Source organism: Flavobacterium degerlachei, from assembly GCF_900106645.1.
Classification (GTDB): domain Bacteria; phylum Bacteroidota; class Bacteroidia; order Flavobacteriales; family Flavobacteriaceae; genus Flavobacterium; species Flavobacterium degerlachei.
This window is the reverse complement of record NZ_FNMV01000024.1, coordinates 1-12,938: the sequence shown is the minus strand read 5'-3', so window position 1 is coordinate 12,938 and position 12,938 is coordinate 1. Positions and strand designations below refer to the sequence as shown.

The window sequence follows — 12,938 nt, the reverse complement described above, 5'->3', positions numbered from 1 at the left end:
ATATTCATCTAAAAACATGGAGCATTCGAAAGACAGCTTTTTTTTTTGTTTGAAAACAGCCTTAAAATTTAGGTTACTTTTTTACCCCTTTTTTTGTGAAGCCTTGATTTTACTATGTTTGTTCTGATTTTTTATTTTAACAAGTACTTTTTTATGATTGGTTTTTGTAACGCTTTGTCTTTCAACATCTTCTGAATTCTGTTTTTTTTAAAATATAGGATCATCTAATTATTTTCTGCTTTTTTGATGATTTCGGTAACATTTATAGGGGTTTTTGGTTTCTTTTTCCAATTGGATTATAATTATGTTTTAAAAACTCGAAAAATTTTCTGTGAAAACAGTTCTAATATCATGGATAGTTAGGAAATTATCAAGATTGGCTGTGTAATTTAAGTCAATCGTAATTTCTGTATCAAAATTATCCCAACCGCTCCAGATGTTTTCGTAGCTGTTTGGATGTGTTACTAATGTTGCAATTATCTTTTTTGAAATATCCTTTGTTGTGACAAAGGTTATTTTTTTGGATGAAGCTTTCATTTTGTACTTCTTGATTAAATCTTCATTTGTTGTCATAAAAATAAGTTTAAAGGGTTAAAGATAGTAAAAAGGGTATTATTTGATTATTGTAAAATATGTTCGATTCCTTTTTTAAACAAATTTTTTTCAAAAGAAAAAAGGGAAAAAAAGAAAGCCAAAAAATTAACGGAATAATTCAATAAAAAACAGAATTTTAAAAAAATACTACCCGATAGGGTGGAGATTTTTTTAAAATAGCGAAGCGGTCTGTTTTGTTTGAATTATGTAGATTTCCTTCGGCTTCTTTTGGTCGCTTTTCGGATGTAATTCGGTTTAAGAAAAAGGTATTTATCTCAAAACAAAAGCACTAGCCGAGGGCATTAACAGGACTGAACAAAACCAAATTTTATATAATAAATATTGTTTAGTCCTGTTAATGCAACGGGGCGTCCGGCGCTTATTTTTTATACTGCCAACGAAAGTAATCCTATTTATACCAAACTTACTGGCAGTATAAAAAATTGCCTGCGACGGAACATAAACTACGGCGCGCCTCACAGCCACGAGCAATAAAGCGGTTTACCTACATTCTTTTTAAATGTAAAATCGTAAACCGCTTTATTGCTCTTTTTGTGGCGTAGATAGGGTTGGGGCGCGCTTCCTATTGTGCTAATGATAGCAGATAATATCCTTTTTCCAACTTTCGTTGTTAGAATGTTCCTTTGGGATTTTCATCGTAGAAATAAATGTTCTTGTGGAAACGGATTAACGACCGGAGGGAGTTACTAAAAAACAAGGTTATTGCATTTTACTGCATTTTCGCAGGAAAATGTAATGTCCTTGCTACCGCTTACTTTTATTTTTCTAGTGTGGCTTGAAATAATTTTGGATGTTGCACTTTCGTTCTAAGCCACTCTAGAAAAACACTAAAAAAAACAAGCTTACAATTTTATTGTTGTGTTGGGGAGCTTTTTCCCCAACGCTCAAAAAATTGTGTGCTTGCTACCGCTTTTGGTTTTTATAAGGTGCTGCTTTTTTTGCAGCACTTTATAAAATGACTTTAAATAATATTGTCAATAATTTCATGTCACAACGTATTTAAAATAATCTTCTGTCCTTTGGAAAAGTTATAAAAAACAAGATTTTGAAAACACGATTTTTTGTGTCCTTTTTTATTTTGAAGGCTATAAATATCTTGCAAATGAAAATTTAAAACAAAAAAAAACAAAACATTGTTACATTTTTTTAAAACGAACTTTAAACTCATAAATCACTATATTATGAACTCATTATTACTATCTCTAATATTTATTTTAGTATTCATTTTTCTAATGACGATCGTTCTAAATTTTGTAGAAAAAGACAGGATTCCTCTTATGGCTGATTTTTTTGAAAAAGTATTACCAAAAATTCCATTAAGTAAAATTTTCACGAAAAAGAAAAATAAACAACAAAAGTAATTTTTTTTAAAATGTTATTAAAAAATAAAGATTGTGATTATTAGCCCCGATAGAAGCGGTATCCTTTGCTTTTTTTGAAAAAAGCAAAGATATAGCGGATAGCGGGACATATCGTCTTAAAAACATGGTGTTTCTGCTGCTAAAAATAGAGATAATTTTATTTTCGAATTTCTATATAAGTTATATTCCCGGAATAAGTATTATTTACAATATGGTTGTTTTTAATTGTTTCCAAAAGTCTTTTATATTCAGAGATCATCAAATTTGTTTTAGGCTTATAATTCTCAATTTGTTTTTCTAATTCAATGATTTTCTTTTTAACTTCATTCAGTTCATAGTTTGGTAAATCTGAATTTAGTTTGTTTTTTTCTTCTTGTAATTCGGCTAATTCTAAGTAATAGTTTTTATTATCGTTTATAAGTTGATTTTCTTCGGTTTTAAGCTTCAATTCTAAATCTGCAATTACCTTTTCTTTTTTTACTAAAAGTGTGTCTTGTATGTGCGATATGAAAGCCAAATTATATTTATTTTCAATTTCAAATTTCTTCTTTATTTCTAAAGGATTATTTGCTAATGTAGTTCCGAAATTAGAATAGATTATTCCTGCAGCTATGAATTTATTTTTCAGAATATTATTTAATTCGGATTCTTTTAAATTATTGATTTCAACTGTTGATTCGTGAATTTTATCTTTTGTTTTTGAAGTTTTTAAAAGTTTTATTCTCAATCCAGGAGTGTCTTTTTTCAAGGTTAAAATTTTGCCTTGAGATAAAATAAATATTTCACTTTCTGAAGCTTGTATATAAGTTCCTTTTCCTTTGTATTCCTTCTGATATATGGTATAATCGTAATCTATATTTAAAACATTTGGAGATTTTTGATATTCTTTAATTTGGTGTTTTACATCATTGAAATTATTATTTACTGTGGACCAAAATCCATTCGCAAATAAATCTTGCATAAAGAAAGTTAGAAAACAAAACATAAAGAGAATAATACCTTCTTGACGAATATTACCGGATCTTATTCTCATTTCAGGATTAGCAGGAAGAACACAAGGATTTTTATAAAACGGATAAAATAAAGGAATACCTGCAAGAGTAACCATATCAAAAATAAAATGTGATAGAATAGAAAAAAATAGAATAATAGAAATACTATAATTAGCTCTAAAATTCTTTTCAATAAATAAACTAATTAAAAATACACCTACTAAAAATAATAAGGAATGTGTAATTGTTCGATGTCCATAATTTCGTGATAACCATTTAGCAATTGGATAAACTGATTTTCCTATCCAAGATTTAGTATGATCAATATCTGGTAATAAAGAACCGATAACAGTTACTGAAATAAACACAGGATTTGCAAAAATATTAATCGAGAAAAAACTACAAAATAGACCTGTAAAAACAATTCCTCCTGTTATATGATTTGGTGCTGTCATATTCTTCTAATTAATTATTCTGTTGCCTCATTTCTTCTTCATAATCATCCATTTGATCATCTCTAACATCATCTGTTGTATCAGTTCTTTCTATTTTAGTCTTTTTAGTAGTATTTGATTTAGATTTACAACTCCCTACAAATAAACATAAAACACTGATAATCAATACTTTAAAATATAATTTTTTCATAATATTAATATATAAATTCAGTAATATAAATATACACAGTAAATATAATAAACAGGATAAACATAGTAAACATAAAAAACACATTAAACAGATGTTATTGTGTAATATATATATATTCAGAAAGGCGCGCACCCGACAAAATAATGATATTGACGGGTTTTAGTTTGTACCAATTTTGGACAAAAAAACTATATAAATTTTTTCTTGAAACTGGCCATCATCGGGCGGATCAAAAACAGTAAAATCATGGCTATAGAGCCAATGAAACGCAAAGCGGGTTCGTCCATTTCGCGCGACAAAAACCGGAGGGAAGTGAGCAAACCGAGTGAAACAATTACAATCCACGTCATGTCGATTTCGGGCAGCGCGCCCGAATGCCGAATTTCTCTAATTGTTTGCGTGTCCAAAAATGGCTCTTTTCGATATCTATTAATCAGTTCCGTTATGGCGCGCGGATTTCCGACCGTTTGGTCGAAAATATGATTCCAAAACATTTCTCGATCCTGGACCTCCAAATTATTAGCTAATTGATTAATAAGCATCATCGCTTCGCGGCGCGCCAAATTTTTAACTTCGATTTTCTCGAAGTTCCAAATAAAAGAAGTGTTTACCGCTTTGATTTCGCGCGCTCCGGCGACGATTACGAAAGTATCTTTCAAGCGTTCAATTACTTTCTTCGTCGTTGGTGTTATTGATGAAATATCATCAATAATCAAACAATATTCGAAAGCCGGAACGGACGCAATAATAGTATCACAAAGATGAATAACGTTTTCACGTTGTATTTTTTTATTGATTTCATCAGTTGTAAAATCCTTCCAGAGCATCGCCAAAACGGTTTCTTTTTCTTTAAAAAGATAAAGTAAAATCTGCGCTAATGATTTTTTGATATTGTCTGTATCGTCCAATCGTAGGACTTTCTTATCTGTTGTAATGTTTTTAAGGAGGTGTGATTTACCAGAACCAATGGAGCCAATTACTAGAGTATTGATGTTCCGGTTTATGTTTTGGTTGATGTTTGTTAATTCGGTATTTCTCCCTACGGTAAAATAAGATTCAGTAAAATCAATATTTATAAGCTGCTCCCGAGGATTCGGGACCAGGAACAAATAGATTTTTTTATACCATTTTGTAGGCGAAGCCGTGACAGCATTCACACGCTGCCGAAGTTCCTCGGTTGGAATTTCGGCATAAATTAAAGTAGTATTATAATTTTGATGACCGAGCATCGTTTTTATTTCTGCTAATGAAGAACCTGCAGAAAGATGATGTGTTGCAAACGAATGCCGTAAGGCATGCGGATGCAGCGCAGGAATATTCGTTTTTTTACTAATAAGGTTGATGGCTTCCCACATCGTTTTTCTTGAAATATGTCCTAAAGAAGATGTTTTGGAAGGGAATAGATAAGAGTTACTTTCAATTGAAATTTCATTCTGTTTTAAATACTCGCCGATTGCCTGATAAAGTCGGTTTGATATTGGAATAGTTCGCAAGTGTTTTTCGCCTCTTTTTTTCGCTGATTGGATTGTGATATTTCGATTTTTAAAATCAAAATTTTTGCATTTAATGCTGCACGCTTCTGAAATACGCAATCCTGCATCCAACATTAAAAGCACAATTACTTTGTGCTTTACATATTTGATTGACTCGAGAACCGTTTGAGATTCTTCTTTGCTTATGTAATGGAATTGTTTTACTAGCATAGCTTAATTTGAGGGTTAACGTTTTTCCTATGTAGAGAATGTTTACCTGCAGGTGCCAGCCGCCAACCCCATCGGGGCGCTTGCGTTTGGCTGGTGCTCGCAGGGAAACATGAACGGAATTACTTCTTTATACAAAATAATTTAATCTATAAAAATGCCTTTTGCGATGCAAAAAGAACCTTTATAACTTTGAATTTCAAGAGATTCAATTTTAAAAAGTTTAGAGTTAGTTTCCAGATTAATTAATGCTCCAATTGGAGGGTATGATTGTAGTTTTATACAAAAATTAATATCGCCGTCCGTTTCAGAATCCCAACACATTATTTGTATTGTTTTTTTGTCAAAAAAAGCATTGAAATAGTTGTCTAGTATTTTTGTAAAAAAACTCATAATCAAACTATTATTGATTGGAATTAATTGATAAGTAATCAATTTCTTTTTTAAAACAGTTGTTTTTTATTTTTCCTTCGTAATGTTTCATCTTTGAAATAAGGCTTTTACGTTTGGTAAAAACAACTAAGTTTCTGTCTTGATAATTCTTCTGGACGTTTAGCCAATCCTCTAAGGTGATCTTGTTGTTTTCATACTGCTTTTTTTTAAGATTAAAAATTTCTGTAGTCAGTGTGGTATTCTCTATTTCTAGTTTTAAGATATCGTACGTGTCTTTGATTAATTCGTATTCTTCTTCTAATTTAAGAAGATCGTTTTCTTTTTTTTCAATGAGTTGAAACCTTAATTTTTCAAGTTCTATTTTGTTGCGTTGTTTGTTTTGGTAAAAATTAGAAAGGTTTGAAATTGATATTCCAACATTAAAATTATTATCTAAAAAATTGTAATTAACCGAAGGTAGAAGGGCTAAGTATTGAAGTTTATTTTTATCGGTATTGAAACTAACTAAAGAATCGATCTTCCGGGTTTTGTTTTTTTCAATCTCTGAAAGGAATGAATTTTTGTTTTGTCCAAAACAAAAAGTGCTGTATTGGAACAGCACAAGGTTAAATAAAATTATTTTTAGAGGTTTCATCTAATCAAAATATTAAATAATCAAATTTAAAAGTACTCTTATATAATTAATAATCAATGCTTAAAATAAAAAAAACAATCATCAGTGTTTTTTAATTAAGTAATCACAGTAAACAAGTATTACTAAGTAAACATTAAATAGTATATTTGTGATAACGAAAAAAAGCTACCAAATGGGAAAAGTATTAAGTATTAGTAATCATAAGGGAGGAGTTGGAAAAACAACTTCCGCAATTAATATTGGAGCAGGTTTAAATAAGTTAGGTAAAAAAGTACTTTTAATAGATTTGGATCCACAAGCCAACCTTAGTCAAAGTTTAGGATTGATTAATCAAGAGAAAACAATTTATGGAGCTTTGAAAGGCGAATATAAATTAGATCCTGTTTCGTTTCTAAAAGGATTGGATGTGATTCCTTCAACATTGGATTTATCTGGAGCAGAAATTGAATTGAGTTCAGAACCAGGAAGAGAATATATTTTAAAAGAATTAATAGACGATATCAGAAAAGACTACGATTATATAATTATTGATAGTCCACCATCTTTAGGACTTCTTACCATAAATTCATTTACTGCAGCTGATGAAATTTTAATCCCATTGCAAGCGCAATTTTTAGCGATGCAAGGTTTGGCTAAATTGGTCGAAGTGGTGGAAAAAATTAAAAGCAGATTAAACAAAGGATTGAAAGTAGGTGGCGTTTTTATTACTCAATATGATGGTAGAAAAGTTTTAAATCGTGATGTTTTTGAAACGATAAACGAGCACTTTAAAAGCGAAGTTTTTAAAACCAAGATTAGAGATAATATTGCTTTAGCGGAAGCACCGGCACAAGGACAAGATATATTCAGATATAACGCTAAAAGTAATGGAGCAGAGGACTATTTGGCTCTATCTAAGGAAATTATAAAAAGAAAGTAAACATAGTAATATAAGTAAACATATATTACTTGGTAAACATTAAAAAATAAGTTATGGCAAAGAAAAGTTTTTCGGGTGGATTAAGTTCATTGCTTGGAGATACCAATCAACCGGAACAAGCTGCAGAACCGAAAGCAGCAAAGAAAGAAATTACAAAGACTTCTCAAATTGGTACGAAAACAAAAGAAACGAGAGCAACTTTTATAGTAAATGAAGATTTATTGGAGAAAATGAAATCGTTAGCTTATTGGGATCGAGTTCTAATCAAAGACATTGTAAATACTGCTTTTGAAGATTATATTTCACGTTACGAAAAAAAGAACGGTGAAGTAAAAGAGATGCCTAAAAAGTAGCTTTTATGGATAAAATGGGTATAAAATTACCAGAAGTTTCATTAGAAAATTTTAGAATAGTACATAAAAAAAGCGGTTTGTTTTTTAATGGTTATGATGAGTTTTATAATTCATCAAAAGGGAAGAATACTTTGTCGACAACAAATTTTAAAGGAATTTTTGCTTTAAATAAAGATGATAGTAAAATACTAGAGAAAGTTTTTGAAGGAAATATTGTGATGAAAAACAATAATGAATATGTTAGAAATATAATTGTTCATGCGGGTAGTGAAATACATATAATACTTGCGGAATACTATATAGAATATGAATATTTGCCAATTCAAGATTTTACTGTTGAAAGAATTTAAAAAATAAAGCTGTGGATATAGTCAAATTTAAAGTAACTTCTAAAACGATCAAAATTGAAGTTAGAAACACAAATAATTATGTTTTTGATTTCAATAAAGCTGTAGTAATGGATCCCGAGGATAGGGATGTATTATTGAAATTATATGCTGCTTTAGATTTACTCTTCAGGAAAGAAAATATAAGCGAGGGTAAGAACTATATTTGCCCAAATCAGACCAATATACTTGACCAGATTAATGAGGTTGGTGAGTAGGAATAAAAGAAGCCCTAGACGATAGTCTAGGGCTTTGTATTCTGACAAATGAATAAAATTATACAGATTCAGATTGTAAGATGGTTTTAGTGTTTTTACGATTATCCACATTTATTTTGTTCAAATAATCTATAATGCTTCTAGCTACTGACCAAGCTAAATTAACTGGTACAGCATTCCCAATTTGCTTATAAGCTTGTGATTTTGGGCCTACAAATTCCCATTCATCTGGAAAGGTTTGAATTCTTGCTGATTCACGAATGGTTAATGGTCTTGTTTCTAAAGGGTGGCATCTTTCTGTTTGTTTCATTGAAGGAGAGCAGACAAGAGTTAAACTAGGAGCTGTCATGGATAATCTACGTGCTAACCCAGTTTTACCTCCACCTAAGAAATAGCTTCTTTGCATGAACTCTCTTTGCAAATCATCAGGTAGATCTTTCCAATAACCGCCTTGTGGCACGAAGTCAAGTATTTCTTTTTTTCTAGCGGGATACATATCACCGATAGATTCAGGGACATCATTATCGAATAGGTCTCCTTTTTTAAAAGCATCTGTTAGAGTCAATACTTTTTTGTAAGGGGCTGGAAATTTAAAATCATTGTTTTTCTCAGCCAAATCGTTACGAATACCAATAAGGAATAAACGTTCACGTTTTTGAGGAACTTTGTAATACATTGCTTTTAGAACGCGTGGTTCTATAAGGGTGTATCCTAACTCATGAATAGTATCCTTAATAACCTGTAATGTTCTGCCTTTATCATGATGGAATAAACCTTTGACGTTTTCACCTACAAATATTTTTGGTTGAACTTCCTTTATACATCTAGCAAATTCAAAGAATAATGTACCTCTAGTATCTTCAAAACCTAGTTTTTTACCAGCAGCTGAAAATGATTGGCAAGGGAAACCACCAGTAACTATCTCAACTTTATTTGCATATTTTTTAAAATCCAGATTCTTTATATCATCTTCAATAACATTCCATTCCGGGCGGTTTTTTCTTAACGTGCTACAGCTAAATTTATCTATTTCATTTAATAATACATGATGAATTCCTGCTTTTTCGAAACCCAATGCCATACCGCCTGCACCAGCAAATAATTCGATAGAATTATAAGAGCCTAGAGGTTTTATTTTAATTTCTTCATCCCATTTACTTTCAAAAACATCTTTAGCAATAGGGAAGTCTACTAATTGATTTTTTAAATAAATATTGATGCCATTAGTATCCTTTTCGGTGGGTACTAATTTGTTTTTTTTCTCCCATAATAATAATTTAGGGATCGAGACATCAAGTAAATTACTTACTTCATGAATATTAAAAGTATTCTTCATTTTTATTAAAACTTAAATTTTGAAAATCCCTCATATCTTTCAAATGATAGTAGATATATACTTGATAGTAAGTCGTCGGAAATTTCATTTAATTCTGAAAACACAGTGTTTTCTTTTTCGGAAATTTTAATATTAGATACAACATCATTAATTACCGATGGCATTACTTTACATAATTCAGAAAAAGCATTTTTGTTACCAGTAACTAACTCATAAAACTTATCAATTGAAACTCTCCTAATTTGTTTATTTGATGATTGTCGTTGACCATCTAAAGTGATGATCCAAGGGATATTTTGACTACGATTAGCTATAACTTCTACTAGTAAGCATTGTGCTTCGGGATCTTTTATTATTGTACTCTGCATTCTCATAAATGTTTTAGCAGATGAAGAAGAGTTCATAGTATTATGTTTATTTTTCATTTCAACAAATATTTTTTGCTCATCAGAAGCTATATCATAACCAGTCTTTGGAACTGTCCATCCACTGCCTATATAGTGAAAAATGTTTTGATGAAAATATCCGATTAGATTTGAATTTGTTTTATCCAGTTGTCTTAAAACTTCATTTTCAATTGTCTGTTCTATGCCTTGATTATAAACTATTGAATCGAAAGTTAATTTAATAGGATCAATTAGATTACTATTAAATTTTTTCAAATTCATGTTAAAACTATATCCCAAAACAGTAGCTTTTACATGATTAAATAAATCCATACTGTCAATAAAGTCTAACTGATAGTCATATTGTTTTTCCATATTTTGCTTTTTCTTTAAAATTTTTGATATACTCGCAAATATACTTTTAATGAAGCGTTTTATTTTAAAATTCATTGAATTTATGCTTCTTTAATTTGTCTCGCCATTATTTCTATAGCTTCTTCTTTGCTTAGAATATTATCAAATTCAGCTAAAGAATCTTCATCTTTGTAAACTCCATTTTTATCATTCCAGGACAACCATTTGATTAATTCTAAACGGGACCAGGTGTTTAATTCATTTAATAAATTATCATTTTTCAAAGCCATTATTGTATAATATGGATGTCTTGCTTTTTCCTCTTCACTAATATATATTGCCATAAATAAGTTTTTCCTTTTCAATAACTTTAAATTCATAATCAAGAAAAATTGAGAATCGAACTAAATAATCTATTGTGATACTAAATTTTCCGTTTTCAATTTTTGAAATTGTTGTTCTATTTATATCCATTAATTCTGCTAATTGTTTTTGACTATAGCCTTTCTGTTCACGGATTAATTTTATCTTATCACCAAGTTTAAAACGATAATCTTTTACTTGATAATCTATTGTTGTTATGTCGTTGATCATAGTAGTAAAGATTAATTTACAAATAGACTTCCGGTATGCTCAGTACCATTTTTATCTTGTATGGTGAGCCAAACATTTGTCTCTACACCATTAATACCAGTAGTAAGATTAAGGGAAATTTTTTGTTCATTTACTGATATTACTTTACCGGTTACTTGTGAATAATCGAATTTGTTTATAGTGACGTTATGACCAATTAAATCCGAAGTATCAACTTCAACAACTTCTAAGTCATTTAATAAAACAGTGTTAATGGGAGGGAATGCTAAACCCGTGTTTAATGCTTTAATTTCTGCTCTTGGTCTGATCTCATCCTCAATGATGTCTAAAACGACATAAATTTGATTTGGATTTTCGTCTGTTAAAGGAGTATGAAATTTGGCTACTTGTCCTTTTTTATTTGGTTTCATTTTGATGGTGCAGAATTTATTGCGTTGCCCCCGCTATCAAATTATTATTAAGTCAAAGATATAATAAAATTTTATAAATGTGCAATATATTGCACATTTATTTCTCTGTTGTCATTGTTTTACTCAATTTCAAAATCGCCTCCATTGGATCCGGCGCTTCTTCTTCTTTTTGTTCTTTTGGTTTAGCTGCAGCTTTTTTCGTTTTATCGGCTTTTGGATTGTATGCAATAATATCTTCATTCAAAATAAAACGAATGTATCTCGGCGTGTCGCTTTTCATTCCTTCCGCTAAAATTTCTTTGATTCTTTTATTTAGTGGTTCTACGAGGTTCGGGAATTTCTGCAGCTGCAGAATGACCTCTTTTATAAAAGCGTCATTTTTAGGCTTTGTATTTGTATCGTATAGCTGTTGGAAAAGTGGAATTAATTCCAAAAGTAAATCATTGGTAGTTTTGACGTTCATGGCATTTTTACGGAATAGTTTGAAACGTAACATTTCAACGGTTCTACCGTTGCGCTCTTCCGTAAATTCAAAATACACATCACATTGGCCGAGATCGTACAGCTCTTTTAATTCTCGTTTTGCAACCTGGAGAACACGCTCATTTAAAAGTGCGTAGCGGTTGTATTTTTCTTCCAAGATAAAAGACTTTCGTAATTCGTCAACCGAGATTCTAAAGCCGTCGGTACCTTGCCATTTTTGGCAAAGTTCGTACATACGTTGCGACCATTTACTTTTTAAAGACATTGCCACGTGCAAAGAATACGTAGTGTATTGGCTTGATAGTTCCACTAGGAACGGCATTAATTTATGGGAAACTTGAATTTCTGCAATTCCTTTTTTGATTTGGGCATAGTTGATAAAACCACAGGTTAACCAATCATCTTCTTCCTCGTTTGCATATGTGAAATTTCGAGATCTAAATTTTTCCAACGCTTTCCGGGTTTCTTTTTTATTGTCCTCCTGGTTCACTTCTTTACAAAGATCAGAAACTCTAATATTTAAAATCAAATCATCAAATAAATCACGTTGTCCGGTGTTATATTTGCTGCGAACTTCTTTAATGATGTAGTAGAAAATCCGCTTTTCGATAAGTGTCAATTCATATCTGGAAGTAGTAAGCCGGTTATCTTGCGCGATGACGATTTCTTTCATACTTTTGAGTTTTAAAAAATCAAATGTAACATTATTAAAGCAATGTAACAAAAATATAGTAACAAAAGAGCTGAAAAAAGGGTAAAAAAGTAACATATAGAGGTAAAAAAGTAACTTAAGGGGGTAAAAAAGTAACTTAAAAACGTGTTAACCCCAGTAAATACAGTACTTAACGGATGCTAAAAAGGTACCAAAAAGAACCCGAAAATTACTTTTTTGCATAAATTGAGAAAAAAAGAGGTTTTTTAATGGATTTATATATAGGTCGAAGCTGGAAAACCAAAAAAAATGAAATCCCAAAAAGAAAAAAAAAGGTACTAAAAAAAAGAGAAAACCGGGCCCCGCGGCGATTTTTGTAATCTATTGATTATCAAATAGTTAAGTTTTGTTAATATTCATCTAAAAACATGGAGCATTCGAAAGACAGCTTTTTTTTTTGTTTGAAAACAGCCTTAAAATTTAGGTTACTTTTTTACCCCTTTTTTT

At 30.6% G+C, this 12,938-nt stretch carries 16 protein-coding genes; 4 read left to right on the top strand and 12 right to left on the bottom strand.

Annotated elements, in window-relative coordinates; genetic code table 11:
- Positions 1 to 309 precede the first annotated feature (309 nt).
- The 6 genes from BLV91_RS16540 to BLV91_RS16505 all read right to left on the bottom strand — a co-directional run bounded on the left by BLV91_RS16540 (position 310) and on the right by BLV91_RS16505 (position 6,340).
- A complete protein-coding gene (locus BLV91_RS16540) occupies positions 310 to 573 on the bottom strand; it encodes a hypothetical protein (protein ID WP_091435279.1) in 264 nt (87 codons plus the stop codon).
- 1,560 nt (positions 574 to 2,133) lie between these two features.
- A complete protein-coding gene (locus tag BLV91_RS16525; protein WP_091435273.1) occupies positions 2,134 to 3,423 on the bottom strand; it encodes a metal-dependent hydrolase in 1,290 nt (429 codons plus the stop codon).
- Positions 3,424 to 3,433: 10 nt separating this feature from the next.
- Complete coding sequence (locus BLV91_RS16520) at positions 3,434 to 3,613, bottom strand: hypothetical protein (RefSeq protein ID WP_091435272.1); 180 nt, start codon at positions 3,611 to 3,613, stop codon at positions 3,434 to 3,436.
- 188 nt (positions 3,614 to 3,801) lie between these two features.
- Positions 3,802 to 5,316 (bottom strand): tyrosine-type recombinase/integrase, encoded by a 1,515-nt coding sequence (locus BLV91_RS16515; RefSeq protein WP_091435270.1) that lies wholly within the window; start codon positions 5,314 to 5,316, stop codon positions 3,802 to 3,804.
- 141 nt (positions 5,317 to 5,457) lie between these two features.
- Positions 5,458 to 5,706 (bottom strand): hypothetical protein, encoded by a 249-nt coding sequence (locus tag BLV91_RS16510; RefSeq protein WP_139262364.1) that lies wholly within the window; start codon positions 5,704 to 5,706, stop codon positions 5,458 to 5,460.
- Between the two features lie 10 nt (positions 5,707 to 5,716).
- Positions 5,717 to 6,340 (bottom strand): TolC family protein, encoded by a 624-nt coding sequence (locus BLV91_RS16505; protein ID WP_091435266.1) that lies wholly within the window; start codon positions 6,338 to 6,340, stop codon positions 5,717 to 5,719.
- Positions 6,341 to 6,512: 172 nt separating this feature from the next.
- Between BLV91_RS16505 and BLV91_RS16500 the strand changes: the two genes are divergently transcribed.
- From BLV91_RS16500 to BLV91_RS16485, 4 genes are read left to right on the top strand one after another with little or no spacing between them, the layout of a single operon-like run.
- The gene (locus BLV91_RS16500; protein WP_091435264.1) at positions 6,513 to 7,259 is read left to right on the top strand and encodes a ParA family protein; all 747 of its coding nucleotides are present in this window, start codon (positions 6,513 to 6,515) and stop codon (positions 7,257 to 7,259) included.
- Between the two features lie 53 nt (positions 7,260 to 7,312).
- Positions 7,313 to 7,612, top strand: a complete 300-nt coding sequence (locus BLV91_RS16495) for a hypothetical protein (RefSeq protein WP_091435262.1) — start codon at positions 7,313 to 7,315, stop codon at positions 7,610 to 7,612.
- Positions 7,613 to 7,617: 5 nt separating this feature from the next.
- Positions 7,618 to 7,962 (top strand): hypothetical protein, encoded by a 345-nt coding sequence (locus BLV91_RS16490; protein ID WP_139262362.1) that lies wholly within the window; start codon positions 7,618 to 7,620, stop codon positions 7,960 to 7,962.
- 11 nt (positions 7,963 to 7,973) lie between these two features.
- A complete protein-coding gene (locus BLV91_RS16485) occupies positions 7,974 to 8,216 on the top strand; it encodes a hypothetical protein (protein WP_091435259.1) in 243 nt (80 codons plus the stop codon).
- Positions 8,217 to 8,274: 58 nt separating this feature from the next.
- Here the strand turns inward: BLV91_RS16485 and BLV91_RS16480 are convergent, their stop codons facing one another.
- The 6 genes from BLV91_RS16480 to BLV91_RS16455 all read right to left on the bottom strand — a co-directional run bounded on the left by BLV91_RS16480 (position 8,275) and on the right by BLV91_RS16455 (position 12,452).
- A complete protein-coding gene (locus tag BLV91_RS16480) occupies positions 8,275 to 9,552 on the bottom strand; it encodes a DNA cytosine methyltransferase (RefSeq protein WP_091435257.1) in 1,278 nt (425 codons plus the stop codon).
- Positions 9,553 to 9,557: 5 nt separating this feature from the next.
- Positions 9,558 to 10,388, bottom strand: a complete 831-nt coding sequence (locus BLV91_RS16475; protein ID WP_217636978.1) for an Eco47II family restriction endonuclease — start codon at positions 10,386 to 10,388, stop codon at positions 9,558 to 9,560.
- A 5-nt stretch (positions 10,389 to 10,393) separates the two neighbouring features.
- A complete protein-coding gene (locus BLV91_RS16470; protein WP_091435253.1) occupies positions 10,394 to 10,636 on the bottom strand; it encodes a hypothetical protein in 243 nt (80 codons plus the stop codon).
- The gene (locus tag BLV91_RS16465) at positions 10,620 to 10,886 is read right to left on the bottom strand and encodes a helix-turn-helix domain-containing protein (RefSeq protein WP_091435251.1); all 267 of its coding nucleotides are present in this window, start codon (positions 10,884 to 10,886) and stop codon (positions 10,620 to 10,622) included. The genes BLV91_RS16470 and BLV91_RS16465 overlap by 17 nt, the downstream gene beginning before the upstream one ends.
- Positions 10,887 to 10,897: 11 nt before the next feature.
- Complete coding sequence (locus tag BLV91_RS16460) at positions 10,898 to 11,296, bottom strand: hypothetical protein (RefSeq protein WP_091435249.1); 399 nt, start codon at positions 11,294 to 11,296, stop codon at positions 10,898 to 10,900.
- A gap of 97 nt (positions 11,297 to 11,393) precedes the next feature.
- The gene (locus tag BLV91_RS16455) at positions 11,394 to 12,452 is read right to left on the bottom strand and encodes a replication initiation protein (protein ID WP_091435280.1); all 1,059 of its coding nucleotides are present in this window, start codon (positions 12,450 to 12,452) and stop codon (positions 11,394 to 11,396) included.
- Between the last annotated feature and the right edge of the window lie 486 nt (positions 12,453 to 12,938).

Excerpts from the sequence above, each read along its gene's own strand:
- BLV91_RS16515 (WP_091435270.1), bottom strand. The coding sequence starts at position 5,316 with ATGCTAGTAAAACAATTCCATTACATAAGCAAAGAAGAATCTCAAACG.
- BLV91_RS16460 (WP_091435249.1), bottom strand. The coding sequence starts at position 11,296 with ATGAAACCAAATAAAAAAGGACAAGTAGCCAAATTTCATACTCCTTTA.
- BLV91_RS16525 (WP_091435273.1), bottom strand. The coding sequence starts at position 3,423 with ATGACAGCACCAAATCATATAACAGGAGGAATTGTTTTTACAGGTCTA.
- BLV91_RS16490 (WP_139262362.1), top strand. The coding sequence starts at position 7,618 with ATGGATAAAATGGGTATAAAATTACCAGAAGTTTCATTAGAAAATTTT.
- BLV91_RS16495 (WP_091435262.1), top strand. The coding sequence starts at position 7,313 with ATGGCAAAGAAAAGTTTTTCGGGTGGATTAAGTTCATTGCTTGGAGAT.
- BLV91_RS16470 (WP_091435253.1), bottom strand. The coding sequence starts at position 10,636 with ATGGCAATATATATTAGTGAAGAGGAAAAAGCAAGACATCCATATTAT.
- BLV91_RS16455 (WP_091435280.1), bottom strand. The coding sequence starts at position 12,452 with ATGAAAGAAATCGTCATCGCGCAAGATAACCGGCTTACTACTTCCAGA.
- BLV91_RS16480 (WP_091435257.1), bottom strand. The coding sequence starts at position 9,552 with ATGAAGAATACTTTTAATATTCATGAAGTAAGTAATTTACTTGATGTC.
- BLV91_RS16540 (WP_091435279.1), bottom strand. The coding sequence starts at position 573 with ATGACAACAAATGAAGATTTAATCAAGAAGTACAAAATGAAAGCTTCA.
- BLV91_RS16465 (WP_091435251.1), bottom strand. The coding sequence starts at position 10,886 with ATGATCAACGACATAACAACAATAGATTATCAAGTAAAAGATTATCGT.
- BLV91_RS16510 (WP_139262364.1), bottom strand. The coding sequence starts at position 5,706 with ATGAGTTTTTTTACAAAAATACTAGACAACTATTTCAATGCTTTTTTT.
- BLV91_RS16500 (WP_091435264.1), top strand. The coding sequence starts at position 6,513 with ATGGGAAAAGTATTAAGTATTAGTAATCATAAGGGAGGAGTTGGAAAA.
- BLV91_RS16520 (WP_091435272.1), bottom strand. The coding sequence starts at position 3,613 with ATGAAAAAATTATATTTTAAAGTATTGATTATCAGTGTTTTATGTTTA.
- BLV91_RS16475 (WP_217636978.1), bottom strand. The coding sequence starts at position 10,388 with ATGAATTTTAAAATAAAACGCTTCATTAAAAGTATATTTGCGAGTATA.
- BLV91_RS16505 (WP_091435266.1), bottom strand. The coding sequence starts at position 6,340 with ATGAAACCTCTAAAAATAATTTTATTTAACCTTGTGCTGTTCCAATAC.